Origin of the sequence: Spectribacter hydrogenoxidans (assembly GCF_031846275.1) — a bacterium.
In the GTDB taxonomy this organism is placed as follows: Bacteria; Pseudomonadota; Gammaproteobacteria; order Nevskiales; family Salinisphaeraceae; genus Spectribacter; species Spectribacter hydrogenoxidans.
Map to the genome: position 1 here is coordinate 19,317 of NZ_JAVRIB010000018.1, position 17,190 is coordinate 36,506.

Below are 17,190 nucleotides of genomic sequence, written 5' to 3' on the forward strand. Positions count from 1 at the left end.
TACCACCGCGTGATCAGTGAGAAATCCGGGCGCCCAGCAGGATAACCAGCGTCCCGCCAACGGCCAGCGCGGCCCCGCCGAGATCCCACACCGTCGGCCGCATGCCCTCGGCCAGCCACAGCCAGCCCAGCGACGCGGCGATGTAGATGCCGCCATAGGCGGCGTAGGCCCTCCCGGCAAACGCCACGTCGATGCGGGTCAACAACCAGGCAAACACGAACAGCGCCGCCACGCCAGGCACCAGCCACCAGATGCTGGCGTCCCGGCGCAGCCAGGCCCAGACCGCGAAGCAACCGGCGATTTCGGCCAGTGCCGCCAGCAGATAGAAAGCCAGATTATTAACTTGTGTCACGAGCATGGGTGTTCGTGATCCCTCTGGAGAACATGCGCCCTGGACGGCTGTGACCAGCAGGTTTCAGCCATGAGCCTGTAATCAATTTTAACTTGAGTGGCTTGTGTTCCCGGGATCGGTTACAGCCGAGCACGTCGCAGTCTGAGCGCGTTACCGATCACCGAGACCGACGAGAAACTCATCGCGGCTGCCGCAATCATTGGATTCAGCAGCAAACCCATGAGCGGGTACAGGATGCCGGCAGCCACTGGTACGCCGGCGCCGTTGTAGACGAACGCGAAGAACAGGTTCTGCCGGATATTGCGCATGGTTGTCTCGGACAGCCGCCGGGCCTTCGCGACGCCCCGCAGATCGCCCTTGACCAGGGTGATGCGCGCGGACTCCATTGCCACATCCGTGCCCGTACCCATGGCGATACCGACGTCCGCCTTGGCCAGCGCCGGGGCATCGTTGATTCCGTCGCCGGCCATAGCCACCTTGTGGCCCTCATTCTGCAGCTTTTCGACCAGGCCGTGCTTGTCCTCGGGCAGGGCGCCAGCATGGACTTCGTCGATGTTCAGCTTCTCGGCCACCGCCTGGGCGGTTTTCTCATTGTCACCGGTCAGCATGACGATACGCAGGCCAGCCTCGTGCAGGATGCGTACGGCCTCGCCGGTGGTCTCCTTGATCGGGTCGGCCACCGCAATCAGCCCCGCCGCCTGTCCGTCCACGGCGACCAGCATTACGGTTTCACCTTCGCCGCGACGTCGATCCGCACTGCCCGACAGCTCGCCAGCATCGATGCCGTTTTCCTCCAACAAACGATTGCTGCCGACCAATACCTCGCGACCCGCGACCTGGCCGCGCACGCCCTTGCCGGTGACGGAATCGAAATCGTCCGCGTTTGCGGGTTCGATATCGCGCTCGGCGGCGCCTTCCACGATCGCGCGCGCGAGCGGATGCTCGCTAACATTCTCCAGCGAGGCTACCAGCTTGAGCAGCTCAGGCTCATCGAAGCCGTTCGCGGTCTCCACGCCGACCAGCTTCGGTCGGCCTTCGGTCAGCGTGCCGGTCTTGTCCACCAGCAGGACGTCCACCTGTTCCATCAGTTCCAGCGCTTCGGCGTCGCGGATGAGCACGCCTTCACCAGCTCCGCGGCCGACGCCGACCATGACCGACATCGGGGTAGCCAGGCCCAGCGCGCAGGGACAGGCAATGATCAGCACCGAGACCGCCGCCACCAGGGCATAAGCCAGTGACGGCGAGGGGCCAACGCTGGCCCAGACCATGAATGCGATGATCGCTATCAGCACCACCGCCGGCACGAAAATACCCGCAACCTTGTCCGCCAGGCCCTGAATTGGCGCCCGCGAGCGCTGCGCCTGGGCGACCATGGCGACAATCCGGGAAAGCACGGTGTCGTCGCCAACTTTGGCTGCGCGCATGACAAAACTACCGGTCTGGTTGACGGTGCCGCCGGTGACCGTATCGCCCACGTCCTTTTTCTGCGGGATGGGCTCGCCGGTGATCATGGATTCGTCTACAGTCGAGCGGCCCTCGACGATCTCGCCGTCTACTGGCACCTTCTCGCCGGGACGCACGCGCAGGTGATCATCCGTGTTCAGGGCATCCAGCGACACTTCTTCCTCGTTGTCGTTCTCCTTGATGCGATGCGCCGTGGGCGGCGCCAGGTCCAGCAGGGACTTGAGCGCCAGCGAGGTTTGCCCCCGGGCGCGCGCCTCCATGACCTGGCCGAGCAGGATCAGCGTGATGATTACCGCCGCCGCCTCGAAGTAGATCGGCACATGGCCAGCCTCGCTTTTGAAGGCCGCCGGCAGCAGGCCCGGAAAGAGCAGGGCGAAAAGCGAGAAGCCGTAAGCCGCGCCCACGCCGAGCGAAATCAATGTCCACATATTGGGACTGGTGTTGACCACGGACTTCCAGCCGCGCTGGAAAGCGAAGCCGCCACACCACAGCACCACCGGCGTCGCCAGGATCGCCTGCGCCCAGCCGAAGGCGGCGCCGAAAAAAGCCCGTATACCCAGCCCCGGCACCATCTCGCCCATCGCCAGCAGCAACACCGCCGCTGACAGCGGCGCGCTGACCCAGAAGCGCCACGTCATGGCCTTGAGTTCGGCATCCTCTTCCTCGCCGCCGACGGTCATGGGCTCCAGGGCCATGCCGCACTTGGGACAGTCTCCCGGCTCGTCGCGCACGATCTCCGGATGCATCGGGCAGGTGTATTGCACCTTGCGTTTGGGCGGCGACGCCGGCTCGAGCGCCATAGCGCATTTCGGGCAGGTGTCGGGTCCAACGCTTTCGACACCGGGGCACATGGGGCAGACATGCTTGTCTGCATCGGAGGCGGGGTCGGCCGACGTGTCCGGATTCAGGATTGTTTCCGGGTCCGCCGCGAACTTGTCCCGGCAGCGTTGGCTACAGAAATAAAAGGTCGTTTCAGCATGCACGTGGTGCACCGCCTCGTCCGGGTTCACGGTCATGCCGCATACCGGGTCGAGAGCAGTTTCCCGGGAGGGATCATGCATGGTCGTTCGTCTCCTCGGCCAGGGCGTCAATAATCGGGCAGCCAGCCACCGGCCCGTGCCCCGAGCAGCGTTGCGTCAGCTCGCACAGGGTGGCACGCATACGTTCAAGATCGGCAATGCGGGTCTCGATCTCGCCCAGCTTCGCGAGCGCGATTTTCTTGACCTCGGCGCGGTCGCCGCCCGCCTCCAGGCGCAATAGCGAGCCGATCTCGTCGAGAGTGAAACCGAGCCGTTTGGCGCGCTGGATGAAACGCAAGCGCTCGGCCGCATCGAGTGGATAACGGCGATAGCCGCTCGACGTTCTCGGTGGCTCGGGCATAAGCCCGCGCCGCTCATAGAAGCGAATGGTTTCGACGCCGGTCTCCGCGGTCCTGGCCAACTGGCCGATGGAATAACTCATTTCTCAGCCCCGAATGGCTTTGGTGGAAACCATAACTCTGTAGTCGACTAAAGAGTCAAGTGCAACATCGTTTTTGTATCATGCCCGGGCGCCCAAGGTGCCAGTCCCTGCACGCCGAGTACGACATAACTGGTCTGTGAGTAATTAAACGGTTAAGCGGTGCCATTGCCGTGGCACAGGTGGCCCGAGGCACTTTATCGGCTAAACCCATGCCGGCCGGTCCCGGTGACTGAGCCGATACAGCGCCGGCAATACCAGCAGCGTGAGCAGGGTGCTGGAGATGATGCCGCCGATCACGACCGTGGCCAGCGGGCGCTGCACCTCCGCCCCGGTACCGACATTCAGCGCCATGGGCACGAAGCCAAGGCTGGCCACCAGGGCGGTCATCAGCACCGGCCGTAGCCGGGTCAGGGCACCGTCCATGATCGCCTCGACCAGGGCCTGCCCTTCCTGGCGTCGCTGACGAATGAACGAAAGCATCACGACGCCATTGAGCACCGCGATGCCGGACAGCGCGATGAAACCCACCGCTGCCGAGATCGACAGCGGCATGCCACGCAGCCACAGCGCGGCCACGCCGCCGGTCAAGGCCAGCGGAACGCCCGTGAACACCAGCAGGGCGTCGCGCAGGGAGCCGAAAGCGGCGAACAACAGGGCCAGGATCAGGGCGAGGGTCGCCGGCACCGCAATGCTCAGGCGCTGGCTGGCGGACTGCAGCTGTTCGAAGGTGCCGCCGTATTCCACCCAGTAACCCGGGGGCAGCGTCACCTCCTCGTTCATCGCCGTTCGAATCTCGTCGATGAAGGAACCTAGGTCGCGGCCGGCGACGTTGCTGGTCACCGTCACGAAGCGCTTGGCGTTCTCGCGGCTGATCTGGTTGGGACCGATGGCCAGCTCGATGTCGGCGACCTCCCGCAAGGGCACATAGCCGGGGTCCCCGCTGGGTACGCTGATCGGTAATCGCGCCAGCGCGTCGACGTCGCTGCGCCGATCCTCTGCCAGGCGCACGACCAGGTCGAAGCGGCGATCGCCCTGGTAGATTTCGCCGGCCACCGCGCCGCCCAGCGCGGTACGCACTGTATTCTGCAGGTGCCTCACATCGAGTCCGTGGCGACCCAGGGCATTGCGGTCCGGCCGGATGCTAAGTACCGGCAGGCCGCTGACCTGTTCCATCCGGGTATCGGCCGCGCCCTCGATACCGCCGACCACGCCGGTGACCGCTGCGCCAGCCTCCAGAAGACGGTCGAGATCGTCACCGAAGATCTTTACCGCCACGTCCGCACGTACCCCGGAGATCAGTTCGTTGAAACGCATCTCGATGGGCTGGGTAAACTCGTACTTGTTGCCCGGGATTCCGGCCATGGCAGCCTGGATTTCGGCCTCCAGATCGGCCTTCCGGCGATCGGGATCGGGCCAGTCGGCACGGTCCTTGAGCATGATGAAGGTATCCGCCACCGACGGCGGCATGGGATCGGTGGCCACCTCGGGCGTACCGATCTTACTGAACACGTGCGAGACCTCGTCGAACTGTTTGAGCCGCGCCTCCAGCTCGTTCTGCATGTCGACGGCCTGGGTCAGGCTGGTGCCGGGAATGCGCAGGGCGTGCATGGCGATGTCACCTTCGTCGAGTTGTGGCACAAACTCGGTACCCAGACGGGTGGCCAGCCAGCCGGCGCCCAGCACCAGCAGCAGGGCGGCCAGGACGACGGGAATGCGTGCTGCCAGCGCGAAACGCAGCAGCGGCTGATAGGCTCGCCGTGCCGCACGCATGATCGGATTCTCGCGCTCGGCAACCCGCCCCTGCAGGAACACCGCCAGGCTGGCGGGCACGAAGGTCAGGGCCAGCACCAGGGCAGCGGTCAGCGCCATGATCACGGTCAGGGCCATGGGCCGGAACATCTTTCCTTCGACCCCGGTCAGGGTGAGGATCGGCACGTACACCACCAGGATGATGAGCACCCCGAAGGTGGCCGGCCGGATCACCTCGGTGGCGGCCGAACGCAGGATAACCAAGCGCTCGTCGCGCTTGAGTGCGGTGCCGACCCGTCGCTGGGCCTCGCCCAGCCGACGCAGACAGTTCTCGACGATGATTACCGCCCCGTCCACGATCAGGCCGAAGTCCAGTGCACCCAGACTCATCAGATTGCCGCTGACGCCAGCCCGGACCATGCCGGTCATGGTCGCGAGCATGGCCAGCGGAATCACCGCCGCCGTGATCAGCGCCGCCCGGATATTGCCCAGCAGCAGGAACAGCACGGCGATCACCAGCAGGGCGCCCTCGGCCAGGTTCTTCTGCACCGTGGCGATGGTCTTGTCCACCAGCGAAGTGCGGTCGTAGATGGGGTTGACCCGGATGCCCTCGGGCAGGGAGTCCTGTACCCGCGCCAGACGCCGGCCGGCGTTCTCGGCCACCGCCCGGCTGTTTTCACCCATCAGCATCATCACCGTGCCCAGCACGACTTCCTCGCCGTCCTGGGTGGCCGCACCCGTGCGCAGCGCGCTGGATTCGACCACCCGGGCCACGTCGCGCACTCGCACCGGCGCGCCGTGGACATCGTCGACGATCACGTTTCCGATTTCCTCGCGCGTGTCGAGCCGACCCGGGACGCGCACCAGATTCTGTTCGCCCCGACGTTCGATGTAGCCGGCGCCGACGTTGTCGTTGCCGGTCTCCAGCGCACGGATCAGCGCGTCCATGCCCAGACCGTGGGCGGCCAGCTTCTCGGGGTCCGGGGCCACCTGGTACTGCTTGCGATAACCGCCGACGGTATTGACCTCGGTGGCGCCCTCGGTGAGGCGCATCTGCGGGCGAATGATCCAGTCCTGGATCGTGCGCAGATCGGTGGCGTCATAGCCGCTGCCGGGTTCGGCGGTGACCGTGTACATGAAGATTTCGCCCAGGCCCGTGGCGATCGGCCCGAGGCTGGGCGTGATTCCGGAGGGGATGACGTCGCGGGCTTCGGCCAGACGCTCGCTGATCACCTGGCGGGCGAAATAGATGTCGGTGCCTTCCTCGAACACCACCGTGATCTGGGACAACCCGTAGCGGGACAGTGAGCGGGTGTAATCCAGTCTGGGGAGCCCGGCGAGCAGCGTTTCCATCGGATAGGTGATGCGTTGCTCTGTCTCCAGCGGGGTATAGCCGGGGGCCTCGGTGTTGATCTGCACCTGGACGTTGGTGATATCGGGCACGGCATCGATGGGCAGCACCTGGTAGCTGTAGACGCCGAGGCCGGCAATGCCGACCATGGCCAGCAGTACCAGCCAGCGCTGGGCGATGGCCGCGGCAATGATGCGGTCGAGCATGAGACGTTCCCTGTCAGTGATCGTGGCTGGCGCCGGACTTCTCGATGTCCGCGCGGATCAGGAAGCTGTTGCCGGTGACGTATTCGGTGCCGGTCTCGATGCCGTCGAGCACCTCCACCCAGGTGTCGTCGCGCGCGCCCAGGTCCAGCATGCGCACCTCGTAGGTGTCGCCGAAGCGGGCATAGACCACGTCGAACTCACGGAAACGCTGGAGGGCACTTCGGCGAACGGCGCGCGCGACCTCGCGCCTTTCCACCGTCACCTCGCCACGCACGAAACGACCGGGGCGCAGCTGGCCCGACGGGTTGTCCACCGGCACCCGTACATGCACGTTCTGGCGTGCGCCGCTGGTGGGGGCGATACGGGTAATCTCGCCGTCGGCCAGCTGACCACCGTCGAGATCCCGAAGTGTTACTGCCTGGCCGATCTTGATGTCCGCCAGATCGCTGGCGAAGGCGTCTAGTTCCACCCAGACGCGGCTCAGATCCGCTATCACGAACAGCGGGGCCTCGCCGGCCTGCTGGCCGATGGCGGCATTGCGCTCGATCACCACGCCGTCGAAGGGGGCGCGGAGAACGGTGGGGCGCAGGCTGTCGCGGGCGATGACCGTGGCCAGCGCGTCGCCTTTCTTCACCGCGTCATGGAGACCGGCGTCGATGCCCTCGACCTCGCCGGGGTAGCGGGCCGCGACGCGGGCCACACGATCCGGGTCGGGGTGTACGCGACCGGTGAGGGACAGGGTTCGGCGCAGGGTGGCGGGGCCGACCGTGCCGGTGGTCAGATCGGCATCGTCCGCTATCTCGCCAGCGATCCGCGTGCGGCCCTCGTGACTGGCGTAGCGCCAGCGATAGTCGCGGCCGTCGTGCCAGGCACGGACCACGACATCGAAGGAGTGCGGCTCGGCCACGGTCTGGCGGCCACGCAGGAAATCGTCCACGGGCCGGAAGTCGATGACGTTGGTGCGCCCGCCAAGGCGCGCTAGGCGAACTTCAAGATCGACCGTGGCCGGATCCAGGGCCTTGCCGTTGCGGGTTGCCCAGGCGCGAAACTCCGGCGGCACGCCGCCCTCGACGATCGCCAGTTCCAGCCGGAAGTCGCCGTCTTCCAGCAGGCGGCCGCCGTGCGTGCCGGTGGGCGGATCGTCGCCGTCATTGCCATGGGCGTGATTGCCCGCGGCATGCAGCGGCGGCAGCCAGAGTGCGATCAGCAGCAACAGGGCCGTGCGCCGCAGGAGAGGATGCAGGATGGTCATGATTCAGGAATCCTTGTTCACGGCGGCCGCGGACGAGCCGGTCAGCCGCTCGATCTCGATCAGATGGCGGTGGTAGTGCTCGGCGGCACGGATGGCGCGGCGCCGGTGTTCGATCAGGCCGCGCTGGGCATCGACCAGCTCCAGGTAGCTGTAACGACCGCGGCCGTATCCGTTCCGGATGTCGGAAAGCGCCGAGTCGGCGGCCGGCAGAATGCGTTCACGCAAAGTCTTGAGCTCGGTGCGGGCATGCTGCAACTCCTGGTAGCGCCCGTAGAGCACGGCATAGAACTCTCGCCGCGCCGCCTCCAGTTCACGCTGGCTGGCCGCGGCCTCGGCCTGTGCTGCCCGGATGCCCGGTTGTGCCCGCGCATCACTGCCCAGCGGGACGGACAACCCCAGCACGAAGGCGGTGTCGTTCATCGCCTCGCGCCGGCGTACGCCGCCGGAAAGGGTGACGTCGGTGGATTGCCGGGCGGCGGCCAGGCGCCGACGGGCGTCGGCAATCCGGTGCTGGCCGGCCAGCCGACGCAGCTGGGGATTGCGCATCAGGGCCGCTACCAGCGCATCCAGATCGTCGGCTGGCGGCAGGGCGTACAGATCGGCCCTGGCGCGGCTGAATCCGGGCTGCCGTTCGCCCCAGAGGCTGGCAAGGCTGACGCGCGTCGCCTTGAGTTCGTGCTCGGCATGTTCCAGCTCCAGTTCGGCTTCTGCCAGGGCGATGTCCGCCCTCGCGGCCTCGCTGGCGGGCGCGGCGCCGGCGTCCACCCGCCGTTGCGCCTGTGTTCGCGCTTGACGGGCCAGCGTCACCGCCTCTTCGGCGACCTCGAGCAGGCGCTGATCGCGCACGACATGCACGAAGCGGCGGGCCACCCGCGCCAACAGGTCCAGGCGACGGATGTCCGCCTCGGTCCGCACCAGGGCACCGCGCTCCTCCGCCAGGCCGCGCCGGCGGACAGCCTTGTCGCCGCGCTCGATCGTGCGGGACAGCATCAGCGTGGTTTCGGCGCCGCTCAAGCCGCGGCTCTGGCCGGTACCGGCGATGTTTTCCAGTTCCAGCCCCAGTTCCAGCGGTGGCGGCTGGCCGGCCCGCTGACTACGGGCGTCGGCGGCGCGGCCACGCTGTTCGCCGAGGGCCAGTTCCGGGTTGTCGGCAACCGCCCTGGCGACGGCATCCTTCAGGGTCAGGGCATCGTCTGCGGCCGCCGGCGACAGGGCCACGGCGACCAGCAGGCAAGCGCCCAGGCAATGGCGCAGGGCCATGGGCATCTCCATGCAGGGAAAGGGAGTCCGGCGCGCGCAGGCGTACCGGATGCAACGGAGATGTCAGGCGATGGGCGGGCGGAAGGGCGGTTCGGACACGCCGGTGGTCAGATTCCGGGTCTGGTTCGTACCGCTGACAGTCGCGGAACGTGTCGTGATGGTCGCCACGGTCGTCGGCACGGCCGAGCAATGGGCGGCACAAGCGCAGGCATGGACGTGCAGGCCGTCTCGATCGCCCCAGGTGTCCGCCTGGTCATGGTGGTGATCGGCAGTCGCGACCATGCTGCTGCCGACATCCGCATGATGGTGGATTTCCAGCTCGGGCCAGGTCCCGCTCAGCAGCGAGATGGCGAGAACCAGGATCGCCAGTAAACGCCAGTGGCCGTGCAGACAGGAAAGCATGGTCATCCACCTACTATGCCGCGGCCGAGCCTCTGCAACAAACGCTGGTGCGTGCTACGGGCCGTGTTCACGGCCCGGCATCCCACAACCCGCGCCCACGCCAGATCGCGAACAGGGCCGGAAACACCAGCAGGACCAGTACCAACGCACTGCCCACGCCGCCGAGCATGGGGGCGGCAATGCGTTTCATCACATCGGCACCGGTGCCGTGGCTGAGCATGATCGGCACCAGCCCCATGAACAGGGCCAGGCCGGTCATCAGTTTCGGGCGCAGACGTCTGGCGGCGCCCTCGACGATGACATCCATCAGGTCGTGGCGATCATTCAGGCGACCCTCGTCACGCTGGCCGCGCCAGGCGATATCCAGATACAACATCATCAGCAGGCCCAGTTCCACTGCCAGCCCGGCCACCGCGATCACGCCTACGGCCACCGCTACGGACAGCTTGTACTCCAGCCACCACAACAGCCAGATACTGCCGACCAGGGAAAAGGGCAGGGCCAGCATCACGATGCCGGTTTCCACTAGGGACTTGCGGTGGAAGTAGAGCATCAAGAAGATCAGGAATACGGTCAGCGGCACCAGGATGGTCAGCCGGTCCCGGGCACGCTCGTAGCTTTCGAACTGGCCGGCCCATTCGAGGCGGTAACCCTCGGGAATGTCCACCCGGTTTGCTACCACCTGCTTCGCCCGGCTGACGTAGTCCGGCACGCCCAGTCCATCGCCGACATCCACGAACACGAAACCGACCAGCTGGCCATCCTCGTTGCGGATCATGGGCGGACCGGTGCGGAATGTCAGGTCCGCCACCTGGGTGATCGGAACCTGTGCCCCGCGCGACGTGGGGACGAATACCCGTTCCAGGGCATCCAGATCGTCGCGATAGTCGCGGTTGTAGCGCACCAGAATATCGTAGCGTTCGCGGCCTTCAACGGTCTGCGATACCACCTTGCCGCCGATGGCGGCTTCGATGACATCCTGGATGTCGCCCACGTTCAGCCCATGCCGTGCGGCGGCGGCGCGGTCGATATCGAAGTCCAGGAAATAACCGCCGGTGGTGCGTTCGGCGAACGCGCTGCGGGTGTGCGGCGCGGTACGACTGTCGGCCTGCAGGGCCTGTTCGACGGCGGTGGCGGTGTCCTCGATGGTGGCCAGATCCGGCCCGAATACCTTGATGCCGAGGCTTGAACGGATGCCCGTTGCCAGCATCTGGGTGCGGGTCTGGATCGGCATCCACCAGACGTTGGGCATGCCGGGGAAGCGCATTTTCTCGTCCATTTCCGCAATCAGCTTTTCGCGGGTCATGCCGTCGCGCCACTCGCTTTCGGGCTTGAGCATGATGTTGGTCTCGATCATCGAAAGCGGCGCCGGGTCGGTGGCGGTGTCGGCACGGCCGGCCTTGCCGAATACCCGCTCGACCTCCGGGAACTTCATCAGCTCCCGATTCATGGTCTGCAGGGTCTGCTGGGCTTCGCCGATGGACATGCCGGGCAGGGCGGTGGGCATGTACAGAATGCTGCCTTCGTCGAGCGGGGGCATGAATTCGCTGCCAAGACCCCGGAACGGGATGACCACCGATACCAGCGCCAGCACCGCCGCGCCGACCACCAGCCAGCGTCCGCGCACCACCAGCCGCACCAGCGGTGCGTAGCCGGCAACCAGGGCGCGGTTCAGCCAGCTCCGGTCACCGCGGATCTTGCCGCGGATGACCAGCACCGCCAGGGCCGGCACCAGGGTCACCGACAGCAGGGCGGCAAAGAACATCGCGTAGGTCTTGGTGAAGGCCAGCGGTTGGAACAGCCGGCCCTCGCTGCCTTCCAGTGCGAACACCGGCAGAAAGGACACGGCAATGATCAGCAGAGCGAAGAAGATCGACGGGCCGACCTCCTGCATGGCGTCGATGATCACAGCCGTACGACCCGCGCCTTCGCCCTCTCTGCCGCTTGCGGGAGAGGGGCCGTTGCCTTGCTGCCACAAGTACAATCGCCGGTGCACGTTCTCGATGATGGCGATGGCCGCGTCCACCATCGCGCCGATGGCCACGGCGATGCCGCCCAGCGACATGATGTTGGCCGTCAGACCCTGGTAGTACATGGGGATGAAGGACAGCAGGATGGCGATGGGCAGGGTGATGATGGCCACCAGCGCCGAGCGCAGGTGCAGCAGGAACACGATGATCACCAGCGAGACGATGAGCATCTCCTCGGTGAGCGTGACCGTGAGGGTGTCGATGGCACGTTTGATCAGCCCGGACCGGTCGTAGACCGGTACCACCTCGACCCCGGCCGGCAGCGTGGCGCGAACCTCCTCCAGCCGCGTCTTGACCCGCTCGATCACCTCCAGGGCGTTCTCGCCGTAGCGCATCACCACGATGCCACCCACGGTCAGGCCCTCGCCGTCGAGTTCGGCGGTGCCACGCTGCATGCCGGGCCCCAGACTGACGTCCGCGACGTCCTTTACCTGGATGGGAACGCCATTGTCGTTGACGTCGAGCACCACCTGTTCCAGGTCAGCCGCGGACTCGACATAGCCGCGGCCGCGGATGAAATGCTCGTGACCGGCAATCTCCAGCACCCGGCCACCCACGTCGCTGTTGGAACGGCGCACGGCCTCGACCACGGTAGCCAGATCGATACCGCGGGAGGCCAGGCGGTCGGGATCCAGGTTGATCTGGTATTCCTTCTCGTAACCGCCTACCGAGGCCACCTCGGCCACGCCTTCCACCGACTCCAGCGCGTACTTCAGGTTGAAGTCCTGCAGGCTGCGCAGGTCGGCCAGGCTATGCCGGCCCGACTTGTCCACCAGGGCGTACTGATACACCCAGCCCACGCCCGTGGCATCCGGACCCAGGGTTGGATTCACGTCGTCCGGGAGGTCTGCAGCGGCCGAGTCCAGATACTCGAGCACCCGTGAGCGGGCCCAGTAGATGTCGGTGCCCTCCTCGAAAATGGCGTAGACGAAGGACAATCCGAGAAAGCTTTGACCACGCACGAACTTGACGTTGGGGGCGGCCAGCAGCGTGGTGGTCAACGGATAGGTGATCTGATCCTCGACCAGATCGGGGCTGCGTCCCGGCCATTCGGTGAGCACGATCACCTGCGCGTCGGACAGGTCGGGGATGGCGTCCAGTGGCGCTGCCATCAGCGAGCGATAGCCCCAGACCGAGGCTGCCGCCACCACCAGCAACGTCAGCAGCCAGTTACGGGCACAAAAGGCGATGACGGCCGCCAGCGGACCGCGGCGATGGTCCTGAGCCGGTTTCACCATTGATCCATCCCCGTCCGGAGTTTCGCCTCGGCGGCGATCAGGAAATTGCCGGACGTGATCACCGCGTCACCCGGGTCCAGGCCCTCGATGATTTCGATGAAACCGTCCGCCCGCTGACCTGTCCGTACCCGAACCGGCCGCAGCTTGCCGTCATCTCCCAGGTCCTTGAACACCACACGCGATTCACCGGCCACCAGTACCGCTTCCTCGGGGACTACCAGCCGCTCGCCGAGGTCGGCCTCGAGCCGGACTTCGGCGTACATGTCGGGCTTGAGCGTGCCTTCGGGGTTGTCCAGCACCAGACGGATGCGGGCGGTGCGGGTGCGGTCGTCCAGGTAGGGGTAGACATAGTCGACGCGGGCGCGATACGTCCGATCCGGCAGGTAGGGCAGGGTCACCGTGGCCTCCATGCCTTCGGCGATCAGCGGCAAATCACTCTCGTAGACCTCGGCGTCGATCCATACCGTGGACAGGTCGGCGATGCGCAGCAGGGTTTCACCGGCCCTGGCCTGGCTGCCGTTGTCGACGTGCTTTTCGACCACGGTGCCGGATACCGGCGATTGAATGGGCAGGTTCTCCAGCGGCTGGCCGCGGCGCTCCAGTGCGGTGATCTGCGCCGGTGCGATGTCCCACAGCCGTAGACGCTGCCGGGCAGCCTCGATCAGGCTGTCATCGGGCCCGCGGCGGGACAGGCGCTGCCGCGTTTCCAGGTATTCCTGCTGGGCGGAGAGCAGGGCGGGGCTGTACACGGAGAAAAGGCGCTGGCCACGTTCCACCCGCTTGCCGACAAAATCGGCCTGCAGATCGTCGATCCAGCCGTCGAACTTCAGCGTGACGCTGGTCATGTGCCGCTCATCGAAATCGACCTCGCCCACGGCACGAATCACCTTGCCAAGCGATCGGCGCTGCGCCCGCCCGGTTTCCACCCCGATCAGTTGCCGGCGGCGGGCATCCAGGGTGATCACGCCCGATTCGACTTCCTCCCGGCCGACCGGTATCAGGTCCATCCCGCAGATCGGGCATTGCCCGGGTTCGGCCTCCCGCACCGAGGGGTGCATGGAACAGGTGTAGTGGGCTATCCCTTCCGGGGTGCTGGTGGCCGCCACCAGACCGGTTTCGCCGGTGCGAAAGCGCAGAACCAGATCGCCGTGGCCGAGGTCCGGTGCATCCGCGTCCACGGCCAGGCTGTATTTGCCGTCGCGCGGGAGCGGCAGTGTGCCGCGGTAGCGGCCCTCGCCGGCGGCTGCAAGCGTTACGGCCGGCGATTTCCCGGCATCGCCGGCATCCGCTTCGGCCAGCACGCGCACCTGGGCATCGTTCACGGGTTGGCCGTCCCTGTCCTCGACGTGGACGGTCAGTGGATTGTCGCCGGGTTGCAGCGGTGGTTGATCGGGCACGATCCGCAGCCGGAAGGGACCGGCGGTGTGGCCGGCCTGCTGATCGTGGTCGTCATGGCCAGTCTGTGGCGCCGACATGTCGTCAGCGTCGTCAAGGAAAAGGCCGGCGCCGAGCGCTGCTGCGCACACAACGAGAAAGGCGGCAATGACCGCGGCGGTACGGTTCGGATGATTCATGGGTTGGTCTCCGGGTTGCCGGCTGCAGCGGGGTCGGGAAGCTCGCCGCCGGCCCAGCGGGCCAGTTCAGCGCGGGCGATGAAGTAGTCCGCGCGGGCGCGGGCCAGGTTCAGTTCGGCATCCAGTTGCTGCTGCTCGGCCGTGATCACGGCCAGGAACGACCCGCCGCCCGAACCGTAGGCGGCCCGTGCAGCACTCAGACTCTCCTGCGTGCGGGGCACGAGCTCGCGCCGATACAGATCGATCGAGGCGCGGGCCTGCTCGGCGGCCGCGCGAGCGGCTTCCAGTTCCCCGAGCAGGCGATTGCGCTGATCGCGATGCTCGAAATCCAGTCGCATGGTGTCGGCCCGGGCGGCGTCCCGGGCGGCGCGGCGCTTGTCCTGATCGAGCGGCAGGCTGATCCCGACGCCAACCGTGAAGCGGGTTTCGCTGGCGGGGCGGAAATCATTGTTGCCGGCCATCACCCGCAGATCCGGGTAAAAGGCCTTGTCCGCAAGAGCCTCGCGATCCCGGCTGGCGGCAATACGGCGATCCAGCCGCTGCAGTGCGGGGTGTCGACGCAGCGCCAGCGCCCGCAGACTGGCGTAGGCCGGCAATGGATCGGCCGCCGGCATATCTGCGGGGGCGGGCAGTGGCGCATCCGCCTCACGGGAGAGCAGGGCGTTGGTGCGTGCCCGGATGGCGGCGCGGCGCTGCTCGAGTACCAGGGCCTGTTCGCGCAGCCGTTGCAGTTCCACTTCCGCCTGCAGCACATCCTGCTGCTCGGCAAGGCCGGTGGCATAACGGCGCTCGGCCACCCGCCGCAGTTCTTCGGTCAGCTGCTGATTGCTGGCGTTGATCGCCAGCGCCCGATGGACGTAGAACCATTCGGCATAGCGCGACCGGGTGGCGGCTGCCAGCCGCAGACGCAGACTCGCCACCTCATCGCCGGCGGCCGCCGCCTCGTGACGGGCAACATCCGCCCGCAGACCCAGGGTGCCGGGCCAGGGCAGCGACTGGCTGATTTCCACAATCCCGCTGACACCCCGGTGTTGTCCCGCCGGCGTGGTGAAACCGTCGACCGTGCGGGGTGCTACTGCCAGTCGCAGTTCCGGATCCGGCAGGCTGCCGGCCGGCCCGATACGCGCCTCGGCCGCCTTTACCGCAGCCTCCAGTGCGGCGACACCAGGGTTGCCGGCCAGAACCTGTTTGACCAGATCATCCGGCTGCAGGGAGTCCGCCAGCGCGGCCGTGCTGGTGGTGAAAAGGACGGCTGCCGCCGCGGTGACAATTGCCCGCGGCCAGCCAGATTGAATGCCCATGACCCATCTCCGAAAAGCCTGGAAAGCACCGATCAACGCGATGCGCCGATCGGAATTGGACGGCTAGACGAGCAGGGGACCGGGCGGTCTGATCAGGCGCGGCCGATGGGGCGGGGCCGGGGTCTGGACGCGAGCATTGCCGGCAGGGTGATCACGCACTGACGCGCGCGCCGGCGCACCGACACTCGGCAGGTGGGCGACCGGCACCGGGCAGCGATCGTTGCACTGGTCGTCGCAACGGCAATCGGCGCCACAAGGGCAATCGTCATCACCGTGCCCGGCGTTGTCATGGCCCATGTCACCATGCTGCATGGCGGCGTGGTCGTGCGTTTCGTCGCCGCCAACCGGGGAAACAGCCGCCCACGCGCCGCTCACCTGGCTTGCCAGCATCAGTAGGGCAACAATGGCGCGCAGCGTGTTCAAGTGTTGAATCAGCCTGTCGGCGGCGTTCCTTAATGCACCTTATACACCCTGGAGCCGGGTACGGAGTCAAGCCCGCCGATTTGCATGCCGCGCATGCTTGCGATGCAAACGGCATGGCCTGATAGTGGAGAATTAGTGCAGCGGCAGAAATTCGGTCACCACTTCAGATATCGCCAGCATATCCATGACCGGGAACGGTATGTCAGAAGACCATCACCATCATCATGGCAGCGGCCGCGTCCTGCTGTGGTCGCTGGTGTTCACCACCGCCTTCGCCGTCGTCGAGCTGTTGGGTGGATTGCTGGCCAACTCGCTCGCGCTGCTGTCCGATGCCGGTCACATGCTCACGGACTCCTCGGCGCTGGCCATAGGTGCCATCGCGTCCTGGCTGGCGGTTCGCCCGGCATCGGCGCGCCATTCCTTCGGCCTGCAGCGAGCGGAAGTGCTGGGGGCGCTGATCAACGTCCTGTTCATGCTCGGCGTGGTGGTTGCTGTCGCGGTGGCAGCCGTACAGCGCCTGACGCAGCCGCAGGATGTGGCCGGCATGCCGGTTATCGTGATCGCCGCCATCGGACTCGGCGTCAACCTCACGGTGGCCTGGATTCTGATTCAGGGTGAACAGACGCTTAATGTGCGCGGCGCATTACTGCACGTATTCGGGGATCTGCTGGGCTCGGTGGCGGCACTGGTAGCCGGGACGGTGATTGTCTTGACCGGATGGACGCCCATCGATCCGATCCTGTCGCTGTTCGTGGCCATCCTGATCCTGTGGTCGGCCGGCCGGCTGTTGCGCGAGGTCCTGCGTGTCCTGATGGAGGGTGTGCCGCGCCACATCGACGCTCACGAAGTCGGCGACACGCTGGCAAGGGTCCGCGGCGTCCGGGCGGTGCACGACCTGCACATCTGGACGCTGTCATCCAGCAGCTACGCGCTGGCGGCACATGTTGAAATCGACGGTATCGCGGCCTGGGAACGGATCCTGCCTGCGCTGCAGGCGCTTCTGCGCGAACGTTTCGGTATTGCACACAGCACGCTGCAACCCGAAACCGAGCGGATACGCAATGCCTGTGATGCGGACCCGACCTGCGGCCATGTCGGGCACGCCCGCTGAAGCATCAATTCGCATT

12 protein-coding genes are annotated in these 17,190 nt (G+C 66.4%); 2 read left to right on the forward strand and 10 right to left on the reverse strand.

Annotated features, from left to right (window positions below; all coding sequences use genetic code 11):
* Positions 1-13: 13 nt before the first annotated feature.
* The 10 genes from RM532_RS14200 to RM532_RS14245 form a co-directional block, all read right to left on the reverse strand.
* Complete coding sequence (locus RM532_RS14200) at positions 14-358, reverse strand: YnfA family protein (RefSeq protein ID WP_311653998.1); 345 nt, start codon at positions 356-358, stop codon at positions 14-16.
* Positions 359-471: 113 nt separating this feature from the next.
* Complete coding sequence (locus RM532_RS14205; RefSeq protein WP_311653999.1) at positions 472-2,877, reverse strand: heavy metal translocating P-type ATPase; 2,406 nt, start codon at positions 2,875-2,877, stop codon at positions 472-474.
* The gene (locus RM532_RS14210; protein ID WP_311654000.1) at positions 2,870-3,277 is read right to left on the reverse strand and encodes a MerR family transcriptional regulator; all 408 of its coding nucleotides are present in this window, start codon (positions 3,275-3,277) and stop codon (positions 2,870-2,872) included. Before RM532_RS14210 ends, RM532_RS14205 begins: the two co-directional genes overlap by 8 nt.
* Positions 3,278-3,478: 201 nt before the next feature.
* Entirely contained in the window at positions 3,479-6,583 is a 3,105-nt protein-coding gene (locus tag RM532_RS14215) for an efflux RND transporter permease subunit (RefSeq protein ID WP_311654001.1), read from the reverse strand.
* 13 nt (positions 6,584-6,596) lie between these two features.
* Positions 6,597-7,835, reverse strand: a complete 1,239-nt coding sequence (locus tag RM532_RS14220) for an efflux RND transporter periplasmic adaptor subunit (protein ID WP_311654002.1) — start codon at positions 7,833-7,835, stop codon at positions 6,597-6,599.
* Between the two features lie 3 nt (positions 7,836-7,838).
* Positions 7,839-9,095, reverse strand: a complete 1,257-nt coding sequence (locus tag RM532_RS14225) for a TolC family protein (protein ID WP_311654003.1) — start codon at positions 9,093-9,095, stop codon at positions 7,839-7,841.
* Between the two features lie 63 nt (positions 9,096-9,158).
* The gene (locus tag RM532_RS14230) at positions 9,159-9,503 is read right to left on the reverse strand and encodes a hypothetical protein (protein ID WP_311654004.1); all 345 of its coding nucleotides are present in this window, start codon (positions 9,501-9,503) and stop codon (positions 9,159-9,161) included.
* Positions 9,504-9,564: 61 nt separating this feature from the next.
* The gene (locus RM532_RS14235) at positions 9,565-12,765 is read right to left on the reverse strand and encodes an efflux RND transporter permease subunit (protein WP_311654005.1); all 3,201 of its coding nucleotides are present in this window, start codon (positions 12,763-12,765) and stop codon (positions 9,565-9,567) included.
* Complete coding sequence (locus tag RM532_RS14240) at positions 12,759-14,339, reverse strand: efflux RND transporter periplasmic adaptor subunit (RefSeq protein WP_311654006.1); 1,581 nt, start codon at positions 14,337-14,339, stop codon at positions 12,759-12,761. Before RM532_RS14240 ends, RM532_RS14235 begins: the two co-directional genes overlap by 7 nt.
* A complete protein-coding gene (locus RM532_RS14245) occupies positions 14,336-15,640 on the reverse strand; it encodes a TolC family protein (protein ID WP_311654007.1) in 1,305 nt (434 codons plus the stop codon). Before RM532_RS14245 ends, RM532_RS14240 begins: the two co-directional genes overlap by 4 nt.
* 192 nt (positions 15,641-15,832) lie before the next feature.
* On the opposite strand from RM532_RS14245, the gene RM532_RS14250 reads away from it, so the two are divergent.
* Both RM532_RS14250 and RM532_RS14255 read left to right on the forward strand, forming a co-directional pair.
* Positions 15,833-16,036, forward strand: coding sequence for a hypothetical protein (locus RM532_RS14250; protein ID WP_311654008.1), 204 nt, complete (start codon positions 15,833-15,835; stop codon positions 16,034-16,036).
* A 211-nt stretch (positions 16,037-16,247) separates the two neighbouring features.
* On the forward strand, positions 16,248-17,174 hold the full coding sequence (locus RM532_RS14255; protein ID WP_311654009.1) for a cation diffusion facilitator family transporter: 927 nt from the start codon (positions 16,248-16,250) through the stop codon (positions 17,172-17,174).
* Positions 17,175-17,190 lie beyond the last annotated feature (16 nt).